At 65.9% G+C, this 18803-nt stretch carries 15 protein-coding genes and 1 tRNA gene; 3 read left to right on the forward strand and 13 right to left on the reverse strand.

What is annotated here, in order from left to right; translation table 11 throughout:
- Nucleotides 1-418 precede the first annotated feature (418 nt).
- Entirely contained in the window at nt 419-646 is a 228-nt protein-coding gene (locus tag IHE49_RS02850; RefSeq protein ID WP_192154712.1) for a hypothetical protein, read from the reverse strand.
- A gap of 89 nt (nt 647-735) precedes the next feature.
- Nucleotides 736-1131 carry an MAPEG family protein gene (locus tag IHE49_RS02855; protein WP_192154714.1) on the reverse strand — a complete coding sequence of 132 codons (396 nt, stop codon included), beginning with the start codon at nt 1129-1131 and terminating at the stop codon, nt 736-738.
- Nucleotides 1132-1229: 98 nt separating this feature from the next.
- Between IHE49_RS02855 and IHE49_RS02860 the strand changes: the two genes are divergently transcribed.
- Nucleotides 1230-2111 carry a neutral zinc metallopeptidase gene (locus IHE49_RS02860; RefSeq protein ID WP_192154716.1) on the forward strand — a complete coding sequence of 294 codons (882 nt, stop codon included), beginning with the start codon at nt 1230-1232 and terminating at the stop codon, nt 2109-2111.
- A 70-nt stretch (nt 2112-2181) separates the two neighbouring features.
- Here IHE49_RS02860 and ppk1 read toward each other — a convergent pair whose 3' ends face one another.
- Nucleotides 2182-4332, reverse strand: coding sequence for a polyphosphate kinase 1 (ppk1, locus tag IHE49_RS02865; RefSeq protein ID WP_192154718.1), 2151 nt, complete (start codon nt 4330-4332; stop codon nt 2182-2184).
- A 219-nt stretch (nt 4333-4551) separates the two neighbouring features.
- Nucleotides 4552-5349, reverse strand: a complete 798-nt coding sequence (locus IHE49_RS02870) for a helix-turn-helix transcriptional regulator (protein ID WP_192154720.1) — start codon at nt 5347-5349, stop codon at nt 4552-4554.
- Nucleotides 5350-5493: 144 nt separating this feature from the next.
- Here IHE49_RS02870 and IHE49_RS02875 point away from each other — a divergent pair, with 144 nt between their 5' ends.
- Entirely contained in the window at nt 5494-6729 is a 1236-nt protein-coding gene (locus IHE49_RS02875) for an MFS transporter (RefSeq protein ID WP_192155421.1), read from the forward strand.
- Between the two features lie 190 nt (nt 6730-6919).
- On the opposite strand, the gene poxB is transcribed toward IHE49_RS02875, so the two are convergent.
- The 7 genes from poxB to IHE49_RS02910 form a co-directional block, all read right to left on the reverse strand.
- Nucleotides 6920-8650, reverse strand: coding sequence for a ubiquinone-dependent pyruvate dehydrogenase (gene poxB, locus IHE49_RS02880; protein WP_192154722.1), 1731 nt, complete (start codon nt 8648-8650; stop codon nt 6920-6922).
- 223 nt (nt 8651-8873) lie between these two features.
- Nucleotides 8874-9902, reverse strand: a complete 1029-nt coding sequence (murB, locus tag IHE49_RS02885) for a UDP-N-acetylmuramate dehydrogenase (protein WP_192155424.1) — start codon at nt 9900-9902, stop codon at nt 8874-8876.
- 10 nt (nt 9903-9912) lie between these two features.
- A complete protein-coding gene (locus tag IHE49_RS02890) occupies nt 9913-10950 on the reverse strand; it encodes a quinone-dependent dihydroorotate dehydrogenase (protein WP_192154725.1) in 1038 nt (345 codons plus the stop codon).
- Between the two features lie 141 nt (nt 10951-11091).
- The gene (locus IHE49_RS02895; RefSeq protein ID WP_192154727.1) at nt 11092-11862 is read right to left on the reverse strand and encodes a class I SAM-dependent methyltransferase; all 771 of its coding nucleotides are present in this window, start codon (nt 11860-11862) and stop codon (nt 11092-11094) included.
- 4 nt (nt 11863-11866) lie between these two features.
- Complete coding sequence (locus IHE49_RS02900) at nt 11867-12643, reverse strand: SDR family oxidoreductase (protein ID WP_192154728.1); 777 nt, start codon at nt 12641-12643, stop codon at nt 11867-11869.
- A gap of 8 nt (nt 12644-12651) precedes the next feature.
- Nucleotides 12652-12948 (reverse strand): DUF4190 domain-containing protein, encoded by a 297-nt coding sequence (locus tag IHE49_RS02905; RefSeq protein ID WP_192154729.1) that lies wholly within the window; start codon nt 12946-12948, stop codon nt 12652-12654.
- A 229-nt stretch (nt 12949-13177) separates the two neighbouring features.
- Nucleotides 13178-14710: an aldehyde dehydrogenase family protein gene (locus IHE49_RS02910; protein WP_192154731.1), complete on the reverse strand. Its 1533-nt coding sequence runs from the start codon at nt 14708-14710 to the stop codon at nt 13178-13180.
- Nucleotides 14711-14825: 115 nt separating this feature from the next.
- Here IHE49_RS02910 and IHE49_RS02915 point away from each other — a divergent pair.
- A tRNA-Arg gene (locus tag IHE49_RS02915) sits at nt 14826-14902 on the forward strand.
- Between the two features lie 703 nt (nt 14903-15605).
- Here IHE49_RS02915 and IHE49_RS02920 read toward each other — a convergent pair.
- Together IHE49_RS02920 and IHE49_RS02925 are read right to left on the reverse strand one after the other, a co-directional pair.
- On the reverse strand, nt 15606-16130 hold the full coding sequence (locus IHE49_RS02920; RefSeq protein ID WP_192154733.1) for a hypothetical protein: 525 nt from the start codon (nt 16128-16130) through the stop codon (nt 15606-15608).
- A 278-nt stretch (nt 16131-16408) separates the two neighbouring features.
- Entirely contained in the window at nt 16409-18712 is a 2304-nt protein-coding gene (locus IHE49_RS02925) for a transferrin receptor-like dimerization domain-containing protein (protein WP_192154735.1), read from the reverse strand.
- Between the last annotated feature and the right edge of the window lie 91 nt (nt 18713-18803).

Here is an 18803-nt window from a genome sequence, read left to right on the forward strand (position 1 = left end):
ACTTTTCTCTTGTCTCTTGCGTGGCCAAGTGAAAAGTAACCACACGCGCGTAAGGAACGCGCGTGAACGGCGCAGCCGGCCCGAAGGGCGGAAGGCAGGATGCCTGGGGTAAAAGAGAAGGCCGCCCCGGTGCGGTGCTCTCCGGGCATTCCCGGATCAGGTCCGGGACAGGCTCTGCCCTCCGAGTCCGCGAGGCGTGGCCGGGCTTTTCGGCCGGGTTCCTGCCCGGTCGAAAAGGCGTTGCCCTCCATGGCAACGCCCGCTGCGCGGCCTGATCGGCCACGCTTCACCACCGCATAGGAGCCCCTGAAAAAGCAGCGCGCTCCTGCGCGCAGAAGCAACAGCCAGAGCGGTGGTTCGCTGCTTTGAACGCTGTAGTTAAGCGACGCGCGGAAGGCGCGTTCGCTTGAATGAGTGATTAGGCATCCGTCACGTCCGACGTAGCGCGGGCACGAACGCGGATCTTGGCGATGGAAACCCAGGTTTCCTTGCTTGGGTTTAACTCAGGATACGCTTGAATGGCTGGATTGATTGTCTCATCCATGATGGCGGACATCGCTCGGCCAATGCCGAGCTTGATCTCTCGATGGAACTCGTCCGGTACTCCTTCGAGTGCGCCGTTGAGCGCGTGGTCTAGAGCGGCCACAGCATCAATTCCACCGTCCCGGAGCGACTGTGCGCAACTAAGAGTCGGAAGCTTCATCTAGACGGTCGTATTGTGAGATTTAAGGGGCTTTAGCCGACAAGCAAGGCGCGGACCAGACCCGCCAGCGCCATCAGCAGCGTTGCTGCCCAGCCCACCATGCCCAGCGCGAAGCCGCCGCCGCGACGGGCGGCATCCTGCAGGTAGGCCAGCGCGTACCAGACGCGGCCGACGATCCATACCAGTCCCGCCACGCCGGCCCAGCCGCCGTAGCCGTAGTGCACGGCCACCCACAACGTGGGCAGGAACAGCAGTACGGCTTCCAGGGTGTTCATCTGCACGCGATAGGCGCGCTCGAAATCGGGATGGCCGCTGATGGCGGGCGCCTTGATGCCGTATTTGCCGCGCGCGCGGCCTACCGCGAACATCGTGCCGAACTGCAGCAGCACGGCAAGCAGGACAACCAGGGCGGGCAGTTGCTGGAGCATGGCGCGTCTCTTCGGGAAAGGTGTACCACTGTAGCGGTTTGGCGCGGGGGCGCGCGAGGCGCTATCGTCGTTGCGGGCATCCATGCGGGAGGGGCGACATGGACTGGCAGAAGGGCGAGAACAGCGACAACGTCGAGGAAGGCAGCGGTGGCGGTGGCGGCGGAGGTTTCCAGCCGGGCGGGGTCCATCTAGGCCTGGGCGGCTTGCTGATCCTCCTGGTGCTCAGCCTGATCTTCAAGCGCGATCTGATCACGCCTTTTCTGGGTGGCGGCGTGGGGGTGCAGCAGACCTCCGGACAGACGCAGCCCACGCGGGCCGTCAGTTGCCAGAATCCCGGCGACGGGCAGATCGCGTTCGCCTGCCACATCATGGGCTCCACCGAGAAAACCTGGGGCGACTACTTCGCCGCGATGGGCAAGACCTATGTCGATCCCAAGCTGCACCTGTTCCAGGGCGAGGTAGCCACGGCGTGCGGTGCCGCTTCCACCGCGGTGGGGCCGTTCTATTGCCCGGGCGACCGGAAGGTCTACCTCGACCTCGGCTTCTTCCAGGAACTGCAGGACCGCTTCCACGCTTCCGGCGATTTCGCGCGGGCCTACGTGATTGCGCACGAAGTCGGCCATCACGTGCAGAACCTGCTCGGCGTGTTCGACAAGGTGCGGCAACTGCAGCAGCAGGGTTATCCGATGGACGGCGCCGACGGCCTCTCGGTGCGGCAGGAGCTGCAGGCCGACTGTTTCGCCGGCGTGTGGGCCAACCGCACGCAGCAGCGGCTCGACTGGCTGCAGGCGGGCGACGTGGAATCCGCGCTCAATGCGGCCAGTGCGGTTGGCGACGACACCCTGCAGAAGGAAACCGAGGGCCGCGTGATGCCCGACACCTTCACACACGGCACCTCGGCGCAGCGCGTGAAGTGGTTCAAGGCCGGCATGCAGAGCGGCGACATCAGGAGCTGCAACACGTTCGCGGGCGAGCCGTGAGGACACGCCAAGGGTGATCAGGTATTCCTTGCCGTAACCCCGCGGCAGCCAGCGGAGGCGCTGTCGTTGCTCACGCGTGCACGTCGCAGAGCTTCATCAGCAACTGCTGCTGGGCGTCGTGCAACGCTTCGCCGGGGCCGCATGTGGCGGGGCGATAGCTTCCGTCGGCCTGCAGGTCGGCCGCGCCGATGTTGTCTTCCAGGTAAAGCTGCAACGCCGCGTGGATGCGCTGCTGCAGCTTGCGGCCTTCGATGGGGAAGGCGCATTCCACGCGGCGATCCAGGTTGCGCTCCATCAGGTCCGCACTGGAGAGATAGAGCGTCGGGTCGCCGGCATTGGCGAACCAGTAGGCGCGGCTGTGTTCGAGGAAGCGGCCGATCACCGAGCGCACGCGGATGTGTTCCGACACGCCGGGTACGCCGGGTCGCAGGCAGCACATGCCGCGCACGATGAGGTCGATGCGTACGCCGGCGATGCTGGCCTTGTACAGCGCGCGGATGACCTTGGGCTCGGTCAGCGCATTGACCTTGATGATGATCTGCGCCGGCTTGCCCGCCGCGGCATGTTCGGTCTCGCGACCGATCAGTTCCAGCAGGGTTTTCTTCAGGGTGAACGGTGCCTGCAGCAGCTTCTTCATGCGCAGCGCCTTGCCCATGCCGGTGAGCTGGCTGAAGAGCTTGTGCACGTCCTCGCACAGCGCTTCGTCGGAGGTGAGCAGGCTGTAATCGGTGTAGAGCCGCGCATTGCCGGTGTGGTAGTTGCCGGTGCCCATGTGCGCGTAGCGCACCAGCTCGCTGCCCTCGCGGCGCTGGATCAACATCAGCTTGGCGTGGGTCTTGATGCCCACCACGCCGTAGATCACCATCGCGCCGGCCTGCTGCAGGCGCGAGGCTAGCGAGAGGTTGGATTCCTCGTCGAAGCGTGCGCGCAGTTCCACCACGGCGGTCACTTCCTTGCCCGCGCGCGCCGCGTCCACCATGGCGTCGACGATTTCCGAATCCGCGCCGGTGCGGTACAGCGTCTGCTTGATCGCCAGCACCTGCGGGTCCTTGGCCGCCTGCCGCAGCAGTTCCACCACCGGCGTGAACGACTCGTAAGGGTGCAGCAGCAGCACGTCCCGTTTCGCGATCACCGCGAACAGATCCTCGGCGTGCTTCAGCAGCTTGGGCAACGCGGGTACGAAGGACGGGTACTGCAGCGCGGGGTAATTCACCTTGCTGGCGATGCTGAACAGCCGCGCCAGGTTCACCGGGCCGTTCACCTCGTACAGTTCCGATTCGGCAAGGCCGAACTGTTTCAGCAGGTAGGTGCTGAGGTTTTTCGGGCAGTTGTCCGCCACTTCCAGCCGCACCGCGTCGCCGAAGCGGCGCGAATACAGTTCGCCGCGCAGCGCCAGTGCCAGGTCTTCCACGTCCTCGGGATCGAGCGCGAGGTCGGCGTTGCGGGTGAGCCGGAACTGGTAGCAGCCCAGTACGTTCATGCCGGGGAACAGCTCTTCGGCGTGAGCGTGGATGATCGAGGACAGCAGCACGTAGCAGTCGCCGTGCCCGGCGACATCGGCGGGCATCTGGATCAGGCGGGGCAGCACGCGCGGTGCCGGCACCACGGCGAGTCCGGAGTCGCGGCCGAACGCGTCCACGCCGTCCAGCTGCACGATGAAGTTGAGGCTCTTGTTGACCAGCAGCGGGAACGGATGGGTGGGATCCAGCCCGATCGGCGTCACCAGCGGCGCCACCTCCGCGCGGAAATAGTGGCGTACCCATTGCCTCTGCTTCTGCGTCCACTCGTCGCGTCGCGTGATGCGGATGCCGTGCGTGGTCAGTTCCGGCAGGATGCGCTCGTTGAGGATCGAGTACTGCCGCTCGATCTGCCGGTGGGCGATCACGCCGATCTCCGCCAGCACCTGGCGCGGCGCCATGCCATCGACGCCGGGGAGTTCGCGCTCCAGCGCGATCTGGCCCTTCAGCCCCGCCACGCGGATCTCGAAGAACTCGTCCATGTTGCGCGAGAAGATCAGCAGGAACTTCAGCCGTTCCAGCAGCGGCGTGCGTTCGTCCAGCGCCTGGTCGAGGACGCGCGTGTTGAACGCGAGCAGCGACAGCTCGCGGTTGATGTACAGCCGGCGCTCGCCGAGGTCGGGCGTGGTTGCTTCGGTTGCGTCATTGGCCGCCGGTGCATCGATGGCGACTGGCGTGGGCTTGCGGGGAGCGCGTGAGCTCATGGGGTCGTGTCCGTGGGGCGCCTGCGGCGCCTGATGCTGCGGGCATGGTAACCCTCGGCGGCTCATGCGCTTCAGGCACGGGTGTGGCGACTTTGACCAAGGTTCATGACGGAGGGATGACGTGTCTTTGCCTTCGGCAGGAACACACCCCGTAGGCGAATCCTTCTGCTCCGATCAAGCATCAGAGCCATCGCGCACAGGGTGCGCTCCTGCGGTCGATCAATGTGCACGACCTTCGTGCCCCTGCTTCGCCAGATACTGGCTAGGCGGTGCCCCCAGGGCGCGGCGGAATGCGGCGCTGAAGGCGCTGGCGCTGGCGTAGCCCAGGTCGATCGCGACGGTGGTGACCGGTTCGCCGCCGCCGAGCCGGCTCAGCGCGGTCAGCAGGCAGGCCTGCTGGCGCCATGCGGCGAAGCTCATGCCGGTCTGTCGGCGGAACAGTCGGGTGAAGTGGCGCCGGCTCATGCCGGCCTTGTGCGCCATCGCGTCCACGTCGATCTCCAGTGCGGGCGCGGCGAGCAGGGCACGGCACAGCCTGCGCAGGCGCGGCTCGTCGGGCAGCGGCGTGTTCAGCGGCAGCACGGGCATCATGCGGATCTCGTCCAGCAGCAGCGCCATCACGCGGCCGTCGCGGCCGTCCAGCGCGTATTCCAGCGGCAGGTCCACCGCCTCCAGCAGCAAGGCGTGCAGCAGCGGGGACACCTCGATCACCTGGCAGTACGCGGGCAGGCCCGCGGCATCGGCGGCCTCGCGCCGCACATAGATGCTGCGCGTGGAGACCTCGCCGCTCATGCGCACCTCGTGCGGCACGCCCGGCGGTATCCACAGCGCGCGTCGCGGCGGCACCACCCAGCTGCCGCGGTCGGTCACCGCGCTCATCACGCCGGTGGCCGCGTACAGCAGCTGGCCACGGCGGTGCGCGTGGGCGGGCAGCACGTAGCCGGCGGCGTAGTCGTTGCCGGCGGCGACTACGTCGCGCGGCGCGTTTTCGTAGGCATCGACGGGGGTGTGTCTCATAAGAGCCCGCTCCAATGGCCCGAATTCTACAGATTGTGACCCGGCGGCGCATGCGGGCCGCCCAAGGGCGGTTTATCGTGCGCGCAGCGATGGATGCAAGGCATGCCATCGCGATCTTTCCCCAAGATCCCAGACGGTTTCCCCATGCAGACCCGCGTCGACGCCATTCCCCTGAACCCTGCCGCCAACCCGCCCGCGGCCACGGAGGAACGTACCCAATTCACCGTGCTGGGTGCGATCAGCTTTTCGCACCTGCTCAACGACATGATCCAGTCGCTGATCCTGGCGATCTATCCGCTGCTGAAGAGCGGCTTCCATCTCAGCTTCGCCCAGGTCGGCCTGATCACGCTGACCTACCAGGTCACCGCTTCGCTGCTGCAGCCGCTGGTGGGCATGGCGGCCGACCGTCGCTCGATGCCGTATTCGCTCGCCGCCGGCATGGGCTTCACCCTGTGCGGCCTGTTGCTGCTGGCCTATGCGCCGAATTTCCCGGTGCTGCTGTTCGCGGCGGGGCTGGTCGGCACGGGTTCCTCGATCTTCCATCCGGAATCCTCGCGCGTGGCGCGCATGGCGTCGGGCGGGCGCCCGGGCCTGGCGCAGTCGGTGTTCGTGGTGGGTGGCAACTTCGGCGCGTCGCTGGGGCCGCTGCTGGCGGCGTGGATCATCGTGCCGCACGGGCGCGGCAGCGTGGCGTGGTTCGCGCTGGCGGCGCTGCTGGCCATCGTGGTGCTGGTGCAGATCGGCCACTGGTATGCGCGGCATGCGGGGCGCGTGAAGGCGCGCGCGCGCCGTGCGCCGGTGCGCGAGCTGTCGCGCGGCATGGTGCTGTTCTCGCTGTTCATCCTCACCGTGCTGATCTTCTCCAAGTATTTCTACATCGCGAGCATCAGCAGCTATTACACGTTCTACCTGATGCACACCTTCGGCGTGTCGGTGCAGGATGCGCAGGTGCACCTGTTCGTGTTCCTCGCGGCGGTGGCGGCGGGCGTGCTGATCGGCGGCCCGCTGGGCGACAAGGTGGGGCGCAAGTGGGTGATCCTCGGCTCCATCCTCGGCGTGGCGCCGTTCGCGCTGATGCTGCCGCATGCCAACCTGTTCTGGACCAGCGTGCTCAGCGTGGTGATCGGTCTGGTGCTGGCTTCGGCTTTCACCACCATCATCGTGTTTGCGCAGGAGCTGGTGCCGGGGCAGCTTGGCATGATTTCCGGCGTGTTCTATGGGTTGGCCTTCGGCATGGGCGGTTTGGGGGCTGCGTTGCTGGGCAAGCTGGCCGATTTGCAGGGCATCGGCTATGTCTATCAGTTGTGCGCATGGCTGCCGTTGATCGGCGTGTGCGCGATTTTGTTGCCGGATATCGAGAAGCCGGCCAAGAAAGGGTGATGTTTTACCCGTAGTCTGGCCGCTACTGTCCATCATTCCGGCGAAGGCCGGAATCCAGTTACGACCACGCTAATCCTGGCCATGAGGCCACTGGATGACCAGCTTCGCTGTTGTGAAGCGCTTCCGGCCTTCGCCGGGATGACGGGCGAGATCAGATCCCGTGGTCGTACCTGAGTGAGGCTTTGTTCTTTCAGCGGCGCAGATTGCTGCGGGCCAGTTCGATCAGTTCGTCGCCGCGGCCGTTCATCACGGTGCGGAGCGCCCACAGACTGAAGCCCTTGACCTGTTCGAGCTGGATCTTCGGCGGCATCGACAGTTCCTGCCGGTTGGTGCGTACGTCGACCAATGCGGGGCCGTCGTGCGCGAAGGCTTCGCGCACTGCGCTTTCCAGGTCGCCGGGATCTTCCACGCGCACGCCGTGGATGCCTATGGCTCGCGCCATGGCGGCGAAGTCCGGGTTGTCCAGCGACACGCCGGTAGGCAGGAAGCCGGCGGCCTTCATCTCCAGCTCTACGAAGCCCAGCGTGCCGTTGTTGAACACCACGATCTTCACCGGCAGCTTGTGTTGGATCAGGGTGAGCAGGTCGCCCATCAGCATTGCGAAGCCGCCGTCGCCGGAGAGACTGACCACTTGGCGCTGGGGAAACGTGGTCTGTGCGCCGATGGCCTGCGGCATCGCGTTGGCCATCGAGCCGTGCACGAAGGAGCCGAGCAGGCGGCGCTTGCCGTTCATGTGCAGGTAGCGCGCGGCCCAGATCGTGGGCGTGCCGACGTCGCAGGCGAACACCGCGTCCTCGCTGGCGAGCTGGTCCACCACTTTCGCCACGTATTGCGGATGGATGGGTTTTTGGCCGGGCTTGCCAGTGGCGAGTTCGTCCAACCCTTCGCGCGCCTTGCGGTAGTTGGCGAGGCTGGCCTTGAGGTGGCTGTCGTCGCGCACGGGCTTGAGGCGCGGCAGCAATACCGCGACGGTGGCACCCACGTCGCCGACCACGCCCAGATCGAGCTTGCAGCGGCGACCCAAGTTCTCTCCGCGCAGGTCGATCTGGCAGATCTTCGCGTCGCTGGGGAAGAACTGCCGATAGGGGAAGTCGGTACCGAGCAGCAGCAGAGTGTCGCAGTCCATCATCGCCTGGTAGCCGGAGCTGAAGCCGATCAGGCCGGTCATGCCGACGTCGTTGGGGTTGTTCCACTCGATGTGTTCCTTGCCGCCTAGCGCGTGCACCACCGGTGCCTTTAGCGTGTCGGCCAGGTCCATCACCAGGTCGTGCGCGCCGGCACAACCGCGCCCGCAGAACAGGGTGATCTTGCGGCCACCGGACAACAGTTCGGCCAGCTTGTCGAGCTGGTCGGGCGAGGGAACCACCACAGGCGCCGAGGGCAACAGACTGGCGGTATTCGCGACCGGACCGGAGGACTCGGCCAACGCGACGTCGCCCGGTATCACCAGCACAGACACACCGCGCTGCGCGACCGCTGTGCGCACCGCGATCTCGACGGCGCGATGGATCTGGCTGGGGCTGCTCACCAGTTCGCAGTAGTGGCTGCATTCCTGAAACAGATTCTGCGGATGGGTTTCCTGAAAGTAACCGCTGCCGATTTCCACCGAGGGGATGTGCGCGGCGATGGCAAGCACCGGTGTGCGCGAGCGTTGCGCGTCGTAGAGGCCGTTGATCAGGTGCAGGTTGCCAGGCCCGCAGGAGCCTGCGCAAACCGCCAGCTGGCCGGTGAGTTGCGATTCGGCGCCGGCGGCGAAAGCGGCGGCTTCCTCATGCCGGTAGTGGATCCAGCTCATCTCCTTGCGCTGGCGCAACGACTCCGTGATGCCGTTGAGGCTATCACCCACCACGCCGTGGATGCGGCGCACGCCGGCGTTGGCGAGGGTTTCGACCAGCACGTCGGCGACGTTGCGGATGGCCATGAGGCGCTCCTGGGGCGGGGAGCGTCCATGCTGGCATGGGGGTTCTTCGGGTGACGTGAAGGGGGATATGCACGGCATGTAGCGAAGCCATGCTTTTGCTCGTCATTCCGGTGCAGGCCGGAAGCGCTTCACAACAGCGAAGCTGGTCATCCCGTAGTTTCATGGCCTGATTGGACGTTATCGCCACTGGATCCCGGCCTGCGCCGGATGACGAACAGGCTGATCAGCGTGCGCCAACCACGACCGGCTCGGGTTCCAGATGCACACTGAACTTCGCGTGCACGGTGGCGATCACGTGTTGCGCGAAGGCCCACAGTTCGCCGCCGCTGGCGTGGCCGTGGTTCACCAGCACCAACGCATGGCGGTTGGAGATGCCGGCGTCGCCTTCGCGTTGGCCCTTGAGGCCGGCGGCTTCGATCAGCCATGCGGCGGAGAGCTTGCTGCGGCCGTCGGGCTGCGGCCATGCGGGCAGTTCGGGGTGCTCCTGCTTGAGCACAGCGGCTTGCGCGGCATCGACCACGGGGTTCTTGAAGAAGCTGCCGGCGTTGCCGATCACCGCGGGGTCGGGCAGCTTGCGCGTGCGCAGGTGCACCACGGCTTCGGCGACGTGGAACGGCGCGGGCTTGGCCACGCCCATGCGCGCCAGTTCCTCGCGGATGCCGGCGTAGTCGAGCCTGAGTTCGCGCGAGCGGGGCAGGGCAAAGCGCACGGCGGTGACGATGTAGCGGCCGGGCTCGCGCTTGAACAGCGAGTCGCGGTAGCCGAACGCGCAGGTGGCGCGGTCGAGCTGGGCGACGCGATGCTCGCGGGTGTCCCAGGCCTCCACGCTCTCGATGAACTCGGCGACCTCGGTGCCGTACGCGCCGATGTTCTGGATGGGCGCGGCGCCCACTGTGCCGGGGATCAGGATCAGGTTTTCCAATCCTGCGTAGCCCTGGCCCAGCGACCAGCGCACGAAGTCGTCCCAGCGTTCGCCGGCGGCCACCGCGATGCGTGCGACGTCGCCGTCGTGCTCCACCTGCACGCCGCGGGTTTCCATCGCCAGCACGGTGCCGTCGAAATCGCCGGCGAGCAGCAGGTTGCTGCCTTCCCCCAGCACCAGCAGCGGCGCGTGGCGCACGGCAGGAAAGCCCAGCAGCTCGGGCAGCTTGCTGGCGTCGCGCAACTCGGCCAGCAACTTCGCGCGGGCGTTCACGCGCAGCGTGTTGCGGTTGGCGAGCGAGGCGTTTTCGGTGAGCGTGTAGCCGCCCATGTCGGTCTTTTCAGGCGGCATGCGAGGTTTCCTGTTGACGGCGGATCTCATCCACACATTCGGCGATCAGGCGCGGGCCGCGGTAGATCAGGCCGGAGTAGATCTGCACCAGGTTGGCGCCTGCGTCGAGTTTTTCCGCCGCGTCGCTGCCGTCGAGGATGCCGCCTACGCCAATGACGGGTATGCGTTCGCCCAGGCGGCGGCGCATACCGCGCAGCACGTCGGTGGAAAGCGCGAACAGCGGTTTGCCGGACAGGCCACCGGTTTCGCTGCCGCGCGGATCGTCGGCCACCAGCGCACGGTCGACGGTGGTGTTGGTGCAGATCACGCCGTCGATGCCGGTGGCGAGCAGGGTTTCGGCGATGCCGTCCTGTTCGTGTTCGGAAAGATCGGGCGCGATCTTCAGCAGCATCGGTTTGCGCTTGCCGCTTTGCGAGCCAAGCTGTTCCTGCCGCTCGCGCAGCGTGGCGACGAAGCGGCGCAGCGTGGCCTCTTCCTGCAGGTCGCGCAGGCCCTGCGTGTTCGGTGAGGAGATGTTCACCGTGATGTAGGTGGCACGGTCGTACACGCGGTCGAGGCACAGCAGGTAGTCGTCCACCGCGTGCTCGTTCGGCGTGTCCTTGTTCTTGCCGATGTTGATGCCAAGCACACCGCGGTAGCCGGACTTGTCCACGTTGCGCACCAGCGCGTCGACGCCCGCGTTGTTGAAGCCCATGCGATTGATGATGGCCTCGTGCTGCGGCAGGCGGAACAGGCGCGGCTTCGGGTTGCCCAGCTGCGGCCGCGGCGTCACCGTGCCCACTTCGACAAAACCGAAGCCCAGCGCGCCCAGCGCGTCGAGGTGGTCGGCGTTCTTGTCCAGGCCGGCAGCAAGGCCGACGGGGTTCGGGAACCGGATACCGAAGGCTTCCACCGGCAGTTCGTCGGCAGGCCTGGCGACGAAGCGCATCAGCTCGCTGCGATGGGCCACGTCCAGGCCATAGAGGGTGAGGCCGTGTGCGGTCTCGGCGTCCAACGCGAACAGCAGCGGGCGGAGCAGGTCGTACATGAGGTGTCTCGAAGTGTTTCGGTGAAAATAGTTTGACCGATCGGTTTTTTTGCTCGTCATTCCTGCGAAAGCAGGAATCCAGTGACTATGGTTTTCAGGAAATTACAGTCGCTGGATCCCAGCTTTCGCTGGGATAACGAGCTAAGACTGAAGCGTACCCACGATGATGCGCGTGTCGTAGTCGAAGCTGATGCGGCTGTCCTGCTGGCAGTGCTCGAACAGCTCGCGCAGCGCGGCGATCATCGGCACGTGCTGCGGATGGCCTTCCTTCGGTGCATAGGAAGACGACATCAGGCGCCCGCGCAGCGCATCGAAATCCAGCGACTGTTTGTGTTCGAAGCGCACGGTGCCGCGCCAGCCAGCGCCGAACCATGCACGCATGCTGTCGTCGTCGGCATAGCGTTCCGCCACGCTGGTGTAGTCGGTGCCGTAGCGTTGCAGCAGTGCTTCGTAGCCTTCGAGGAAGGGTGTGCCGGTGAGGCGGCGCGAGTTCCAGAAGATCGCGGCGAGGCCGCCCGGACGCAGGATGCGCGCGAACTCGCGGCGCGTGGAGGCGGGGTCGAACCAGTGGAAGGCCTGCGCCACCGTCACCAGGTCGACGCTGCCATCGGGCAGGTGAGTGGCGTCGGACGTGCCGTCGACGGCGCGGAAGCGCGGGTTACCGCCCAGCCAGGCGAGCGCCGCGTCGCGCATCGCCGCGTTCGGCTCCACCGCGGTGACGTCGTGGCCGGCATCGAGGAAGAGCTTGCACGAGATGCCGGTGCCCGCGCCCACGTCGGCCACCTTCCACGCGGGCGTGACGCCTTGTTCGCGATGCAGCCAGTCGAGCATCGCGGTGGGGTAGTCGGGGCGATAGCGCACGTAGTCGGCGACGCGGTCGCTGAAGCGTTCGGTGCTGTGCAGTTTGCTCATGGCATCAACCTGAGAGGTTCTGGCCGCCGTCCACGCACAAGGTCTGGCCGGTGATCCATCCGGCCCAGGGCGAGGCGAGGAACAGGGCGGCGTGGGCGATTTCCTCTGGCTTGCCGTAGCGACCGAACGGAATCTTGGCGAGCGTGGCGGCGTACAACTCGGGCTCTTCGCGCTTGCGCCGGTCCCACAGGCCGTCGGCGAATTCGATGGAGCCCGGCGCGATGGCGTTGACGCGGATGCGCTGCCCGGCCAGCTGCATCGCTTGCGAGGTGGTGTAGTGGCTGAGCGCGGCCTTCATCGCGGCATAGGCGGAACCGTTGCGGCGCGGATGGAAGGCGGCGATGGAACTGGTGTGCAGGATGCAGGCGTGCGGCGAGCGCTGCAGGTATGGCAGCGCGCACCGCGATGCGCGCACCGCGGCCATCAGGTCGACGTTGAAATTCGCCAGCCACGCCTCGTCGTCCTCGCTGAAGCCGTAGCCCGAGGCGTTGTTCACCAGCACGTCGATGCCGCCCAGCGCGTCTGCGGTGGAGTCGATCCAGGCGGCGATGGCGTTTGCGTCGCCAAGGTCGCAACTGGCCGCGTGCGTCGCGTGGCCGAAGGCAGCGAGTTCGTCGTGCGTGGCCTTGAGCGCCTCTGCGCCGCGTGCGCAGATGGATACGTCCGCGCCGGCTTCCGCGAAGGCCAGCGCGATGCTGCGGCCGATGCCCTTGCTGCCGCCGGCGACGGCGATGCGCCAGCCGTGGAAGTCGAAAAGCGGGGTGGCGTGTGCGTCAGGCATCGGTGACGTCAGTGCCAATGCGCGAAGCCCAGGCCGAAGATCAGCATCGCGATGATGAAGATCACCACCAGCACGCTGACGGTCAGTTGCACGTAGCCCAGCACCAACCCGGCGACGGCCATGCCATCGCCCTCCATGCGCTGGTCGATGGGCGCACGGCGGATTTCGCCACGCGCCAGATGGCCGCAGATCACCGCGATCAACGCGCCGACGAAGGGCAGCATCACCCAGGCAAGGATGCCGAACACCAGGCTCACGATGGCCATGGAGCTGGTGGTGCTGCGTTGGGGCGGCTGGTAGCTCACGGCGGCGATCCTTGAAAGGTGAGGCCCTTCCCTGCAAGGGCAGGACAGCGCACATGACTCCGAAGGCCTTCGCATTTCTGCTCGTCATTCCGGCGAAGGCCGGAATCCAGCGACATCGTGGCCTGATCAGGCGTTGAAGCCATCGGATCCCGGCCTGTGCCGGGATGACGAGCTGGGCGCGTTCGGATGGGCCATGTGCGACAGCCCGCCTTGAGAGAGGTGCGATTGCTTACAGATCGAACTTGATGCCCTGCGCCAGCGGCAGCGAATCGGAGTAGTTGATGGTGTTGGTCTGGCGGCGCATGTACGCCTGCCACGCCGTCGAACCCGACTCGCGGCCGCCGCCGGTTTCCTTCTCGCCGCCGAACGCGCCGCCGATCTCCGCGCCGCTGGTGCCGATGTTGACGTTGGCGATGCCGCAGTCGCTGCCGGCGGCGGACAGGAAGGCTTCCGCGCGCTTCAGGTTGGTGGTGAAGATCGAGGACGACAGGCCCTGCGGCACCGCGTTCTGCATGTCGATGGCGTCCGCGATGTCGCGGTACTTCATCACGTACAGGATCGGCGCGAAGGTCTCGTGCTGCACGATCTCGGCATCATTGGTGAGGCCGGTGACGATGGCCGGCAGTACGAAGTTGCCGGGGCGCTCGATGGCGGCGCCACCGGTTTCCACCTTGCCGCCCGCGGCCTTGGCCTTGGCGATGGCGTCGAGGTAGGCGGCCACGCCTTCCTTGCTGTTGAGCGGGCCCATCAGGTTGGCCGGGTCGGTGGGATCGCCGATCTTGCCTTCCACCTGCTTGTACGCGGTGATCAGCTTGGCCAGCACCTCGTCGTACACCGACTCCTGCACGATCAGGCGGCGCGTGGTGGTGCAGCGCTGGCCGGCGGTGCCCACCGCACCGAACACGATGGCCGGGATCGCCAGCTTCAGGTCGGCGGTCTCGTCCACGATGATGCAGTTGTTGCCGCCCAGTTCCAGCAGCGAACGGCCCATGCGCTGCGCCACGCGCTCGCCGACCTGGCGGCCCACCTTGGTGCTGCCGGTGAACGAGATCAGCCCCACGCGCCTGTCGTCCACGAACTGCTGCGCCAGCGCGCTGCCGGCGTCGTTGAACAGGAAGAACAGGTCAGGGAAGCCGGCCTTCTTCAGCGCCTCGTTGCAGATCTTCATCGAGGCGATGGCGGACAGCGGGGTCTTGGGCGAGGGCTTCCAGATGCTGATGTCGCCGCAGATCGCCGCGATGAAGCTGTTCCACGCCCACACCGCCACCGGGAAATTGAACGCGCTGATGATGCCGACCAGGCCAATCGGGTGCCACTGCTCGTACATGCGGTGGCCGGGGCGCTCGCTGTGCATGGTCAGGCCGTACAGCTGGCGCGACAGGCCCACGGCGAAATCGCCGATGTCGATCATCTCCTGCACTTCGCCGTCGCCTTCCGGCTTGGACTTGCCCATCTCCAGCGCCACCAGCGAACCCAGCGCGTCCTTGTGCGCGCGCAGCGCGTCGGCGCACAGGCGGATCGCCTCGCCGCGGCGCGGCGCCGGCGTGGTGCGCCACACCTTGAAGGCGGCCTGGGCGCGCTCGACGATGGCGTCGTAGTCGGCCTGCGAGGAAGCGTTCACGCGGCCCAGCACCTCGCCGGTGGTCGGGTTCACCGGCTCCAGCACGCCGGCGCCCGTGGTCTTCGACCACTCGCCGTTGCCGAGATAGGTGCCGGAATTCGTCTCGGTCAGGCCGAGCGCGGAGAGGATGCTGTGGGACATGCGGACTCCAGTGCCGGACGCGTGCGTGCGCCCCGTTTCAAAAGGGGGATTCTAGCAGGGGCGGCCCCGCGGCCGGTTCCGGAGGGGGCGCGTTCCATGCCAGAATCCGCGCCTCGGCCCCGTAGCTCAGCTGGATAGAGCATCCCCCTCCTAAGGGGAAGGTCGCGCGTTCGAATCGCGCCGGGGTCACCAGATGCGATGAAGGCCGGCGAAAGCCGGCCTTGTTGTTTTGGAGGGCGAAGCTGCCAGCGATGCTTGAGCCAATTGGTGGCGAAGCCGTCCACCTCGAACGAATTGTCCGCTCACCTGCTATCTCGTCTCGTACTGGAAAGTCATGCTTACGAGCGATGGGCGAGCCTGCCCCTCCTGTTCCGCAGGAGACCATTCCGTCTCAAGTATCTGCTGACGTTCTTGAGGATTCAGCTTTATCCCGGTGGGATAGGAGACCTCCGTGGCCTCCGCTTTTCCCGTAGCGTCGAGTGCGACGACAACACATACGAGGCTTGTCATTGCCTGGCGGTGGAGCGACCCGGCAACTGTTACCGGAAGCGTCGAGAGGATCTTTGGCTGCTTGTCGGCGGTCGTGGCCAGGATGTGATCCGGAAGTTGCTTTTGAAAGACGGCCAAAAGCGGGGCCTTGTCACAAGAAATGATGGGGCGATCCAGGCGGCTCGCATTGACTGCGCCGCTAGCGATGATTAGCAATGACGCTGCGAAAATTCTAGTCATGTGGTTCAGCTTTGGAGTTATTAAGTGGCGCCGATGACATCCACAAAAGGTGTCGGGACAACTCATGCGAAAATGTCCCTGACACCTTTTTGTACTTTTTCTGCCTATCGCTAGAGTTAAGCGGCGGCGAAGCCATCCGCCTTGAACGGATAGTTAGCTATCGACCTCACAAGCCGCGCTTCTTGCGCTCTTCAAGAATTTGAGTTTTGTTGGCGACGACCCACTCTTTTAGATTTTCCAACCCAGAGCGAGTTTGTTGCCATTGTTTGGCATAAGTGATCTTGGACGTGAATTTGTTATCGTTGGCAGCGTCCCAGTCCAGAGCACGACCCATTTGCTTTACCCAAGAATCGGGATCTGCACCTGCCCAACCATTGATTACAGATCCGGCCGACTCATGCAGCGAAGCGAATAATGCAGGATCACCGTCGGGTGGAAGATTCGGATTCGCAGCAAGATAGAATCGGTATCGAATTTCGCCAACGTAGAACCAGAAAACTGCATCCTCTTTGGCGCCTTCGTGGAAAAGTCTGGTCGCATAAACGTAGTAGTTTGACGGGTGGGATGCAGGAAGCTCCTGCTCTGCCTGTTGGTGAGACGGCGTGGCAGGGTCTTTTGGTTGAAGTTGCGCGCAGCCATACAAAGTTGCAAATACGAGGAGGAAAAGGCAGAGCAGAGGAGTTCTACGCACAGATGGGCTCCAAAGACAGCTAACTTAAATTCGGTTGTTGAATGAAGCCTTGTTCCGCAGCCAAGCCGGCGATATGGACTCCAGTCATCGCGCGCTTTCCACACAAATCAAAGACTTCCCCTGATCGCGCCGCCTATTCTTGCCGTCTAATCCTGCAGCCTTTCCTGAGGATGGCGAACACGTAGCGATCCTCTCACTGGAAACCGGTGCCGGCAAGCAAGTCGGGGCAGGGCGGTTGGCGCCGTCCATGGCGCTTTGCACAGCCGCGCTCAACGCGGCTATTTCAGCATCCCAGTAAGCCGATCAAGCTGCGCCCGATACCCATCCAGTACCTTGGCCGTGACCACCGCATAGCGATCCGCTTCATCCCACCGCCGCGCCTCCAGCGCCTCGCGCACGCCGGGCACGGTCTTGACGCCATAGCCAGTGAGCATCCCGGGCGCATAGATCATGTGCCGAAACCAGGTGCGGCCGGGCAGGCCGTCGGGGCTGGTGAGCGACTGCTCCATGCGGCCCATCAGCGCGTTCAGGGCGTTGCGCTGGGCATCGGTGAGGTCGAGTCCGCTGGCGGCGCGGGCGTGGTAGGCGGCTTCGTACGCCTGCGCGCTCTGCTTCAGCTTCTGCGCGGCATGGTCCAGCGGAGCGAGATCGATCGCTGGTACATCGGAGTCCCGCGCGGGCGGTGCCAGCGGGTGGCTGGGGTCGTCGGCGAGGGCGAAGGCGTGCTGGTCGAGCAGGCGGTGTTGTTCGTCGGTGGCCTTGCGCGTGGTATCGACCAGTTCGTGCAGCTGCTTCACGTAGCGGTCCAGCGTGTCGCTGAAGTCGCTGAAGCGCAGCGGCAGCACGCTGGCGTCGGCAGTGCGCAGCACGATGTGGCCGGCGACCTTGGACAGTGCTACGCCGTATTCGAACGTGGGGTCGCCGAAGCGCGCGTAGTGGTCGAAGGAGTCGTAGGCCGAATGGTAGACGGGTCCGTTTTCGTCCTCGCCGCCGAAGCCGAGGTCGAGCGAGGCGATGCCCAGGTGTTCGAGGAAGGCGCTGTAGTCGGAGCCGGAGCCCAGCGCCTCGATCGGCAGGTCGCCGCCGCCGGCGGCGAGTTTGGCGTCGTCCTTCGCGCGTGCGCTTGCGCCCTTGGCCGCGCCTTCCACCTGCATGCGCGCGCGCAGGCGTTGCTGCACGCTCACGTGGGTTTCCGGATCGGTGACGCCGGCGGCGACCTGGTTCACCAGGTGCTGCAGCGAGTGGCTGCCGCCGGCGCCGAGGAAGCCGCGGCCGTTGGTGTCGGAATTGACGTAGAGCACGGCCTTGGCCTGGAGCTCCTGCGCGTGCGTCTCGGCCCATTCGGTGGAGCCGAGCAGGCCGGGTTCCTCGCCGTCCCAGCTGGCGTAGACGAGGGTGCGCTGCGGCCGCCAGCCCTGCTGGTACAAGGTGCCGATGGCCTTGGCCTCGGCCAGCAGCGCCACGTTGCCGGCCAGCGGATCGAAGGCGCCGAACACCCAGCCGTCGTGGTGGTTGCCGCGGACGATCCACTGGTCGGGTTCGCTGGAGCCCTTGAGCGTGGCGATCACGTCGTAGACGAGCTGGCGGCCCCAGTTCGACTCGACCACGAGATGTGCTTTCGCGGTGCCGGGGCCGATGTGGTAGGTGAAGGGCAGCGCGCCGCGCCAGTCGGCCGGCGCCACCGGGCCGCCCAGCGATTGCAGCAGCGGCGTGGCGTCGGCGTAGGAGATCGGCAACACCGGGATCTTCATCAGTGTCTTGGCGTCTTTCAGCGCCAGGTGCTTGGCGCCGGGCACCGAGCCGTAGCCGGGCGTGGTGGGGTCGCCGGGGTACACCTGCATGTCCGCCACCGAGCCGCGCTGCACGCCGTCGGCGGGACGCCAGCCGCCCTCGGGGTAGGTGTCGCCCTGGTAATAGCCGTCGTCGCGCGGGTCGGAGTAGATCAGGCAGCCCAGCGCGCCGTGTTCCTGCGCGAGCTTGGGCTTGAGGCCGCGCCAGCCGCCGCCGTAGCGCACGATCACGATCTTGCCCTTCACGTCGATGCCGCGCCGGGCCAGCGCCGTGTAGTCGTCGGGCATGCCGTAGTTGACGTAGACCAGCGGCGCGGTGACGTCGCCGTCGGCGCCGTAGACGTTGTACGGCGGCAGCGCGCCTTGCTGGATGGCCGAGGTGGCGTCGCCGGGCAACGGCGGCTCGTTGAGCTTGGCGGTGAAGGGCTTGGGGCCCAGCAGCTGCAGCGATTCCTTCTTCGGCGTGGGGTAGAGCACGTCGAAGGTTTCGATGTGCGCGTCCCAGCCCCACTCGCGGAACTTCGCCAGCATGAAGTCGGCGTTCGCCTTGTCGTGCGGGGAGCCCACCTGGTTGGGCTGCGAGGACATCTGCTTCAGCCACTCGCGCTGGTCGGCGGGATTGAGCAGGGCGTCGAAGCGTTGTTCGAGGGTTTGTTCCTGCGTGGCGCCAGTGCTGGTGAAGCCGAGCATGGCGCCGCTGGCCTGGTCGCTGGCCGGTGTGGCGGCTGCCGTGGCGAAAGTGGCGAGCAGGCAGGCCAGGGCGCAGGCCGGGCGGATGTTCGTGCGTGTCATGTGGAACTCCCCTTGGCGTGGTTGCCGCGTGATGCGCGGTAGCGGGCATGAAGCCCTCCCCTTGAAGGGGAGGGGAGAAGCGGATCGTGCA

Origin of the sequence: Rhodanobacter sp. 7MK24 (assembly GCF_014842995.1) — a bacterium.
Classification (GTDB): domain Bacteria; phylum Pseudomonadota; class Gammaproteobacteria; order Xanthomonadales; family Rhodanobacteraceae; genus Rhodanobacter_A.

What these genes read in the sequence shown, in the direction of transcription:
- IHE49_RS02860 (WP_192154716.1), top strand. Translation starts at nt 1,230, where the DNA reads ATGGACTGGCAGAAGGGCGAGAACAGCGACAACGTCGAGGAAGGCAGC.
- IHE49_RS02890 (WP_192154725.1), bottom strand. Translation starts at nt 10,950, where the DNA reads ATGTACGACCTGCTCCGCCCGCTGCTGTTCGCGTTGGACGCCGAGACC.
- IHE49_RS02895 (WP_192154727.1), bottom strand. Translation starts at nt 11,862, where the DNA reads ATGAGCAAACTGCACAGCACCGAACGCTTCAGCGACCGCGTCGCCGAC.
- poxB (WP_192154722.1), bottom strand. Translation starts at nt 8,650, where the DNA reads ATGGCCATCCGCAACGTCGCCGACGTGCTGGTCGAAACCCTCGCCAAC.
- IHE49_RS02925 (WP_192154735.1), bottom strand. Translation starts at nt 18,712, where the DNA reads ATGACACGCACGAACATCCGCCCGGCCTGCGCCCTGGCCTGCCTGCTC.
- murB (WP_192155424.1), bottom strand. Translation starts at nt 9,902, where the DNA reads ATGGGCGGCTACACGCTCACCGAAAACGCCTCGCTCGCCAACCGCAAC.
- IHE49_RS02910 (WP_192154731.1), bottom strand. Translation starts at nt 14,710, where the DNA reads ATGTCCCACAGCATCCTCTCCGCGCTCGGCCTGACCGAGACGAATTCC.
- IHE49_RS02875 (WP_192155421.1), top strand. Translation starts at nt 5,494, where the DNA reads ATGCAGACCCGCGTCGACGCCATTCCCCTGAACCCTGCCGCCAACCCG.
- ppk1 (WP_192154718.1), bottom strand. Translation starts at nt 4,332, where the DNA reads ATGAGCTCACGCGCTCCCCGCAAGCCCACGCCAGTCGCCATCGATGCA.
- IHE49_RS02870 (WP_192154720.1), bottom strand. Translation starts at nt 5,349, where the DNA reads ATGAGACACACCCCCGTCGATGCCTACGAAAACGCGCCGCGCGACGTA.
- IHE49_RS02900 (WP_192154728.1), bottom strand. Translation starts at nt 12,643, where the DNA reads ATGCCTGACGCACACGCCACCCCGCTTTTCGACTTCCACGGCTGGCGC.
- IHE49_RS02855 (WP_192154714.1), bottom strand. Translation starts at nt 1,131, where the DNA reads ATGCTCCAGCAACTGCCCGCCCTGGTTGTCCTGCTTGCCGTGCTGCTG.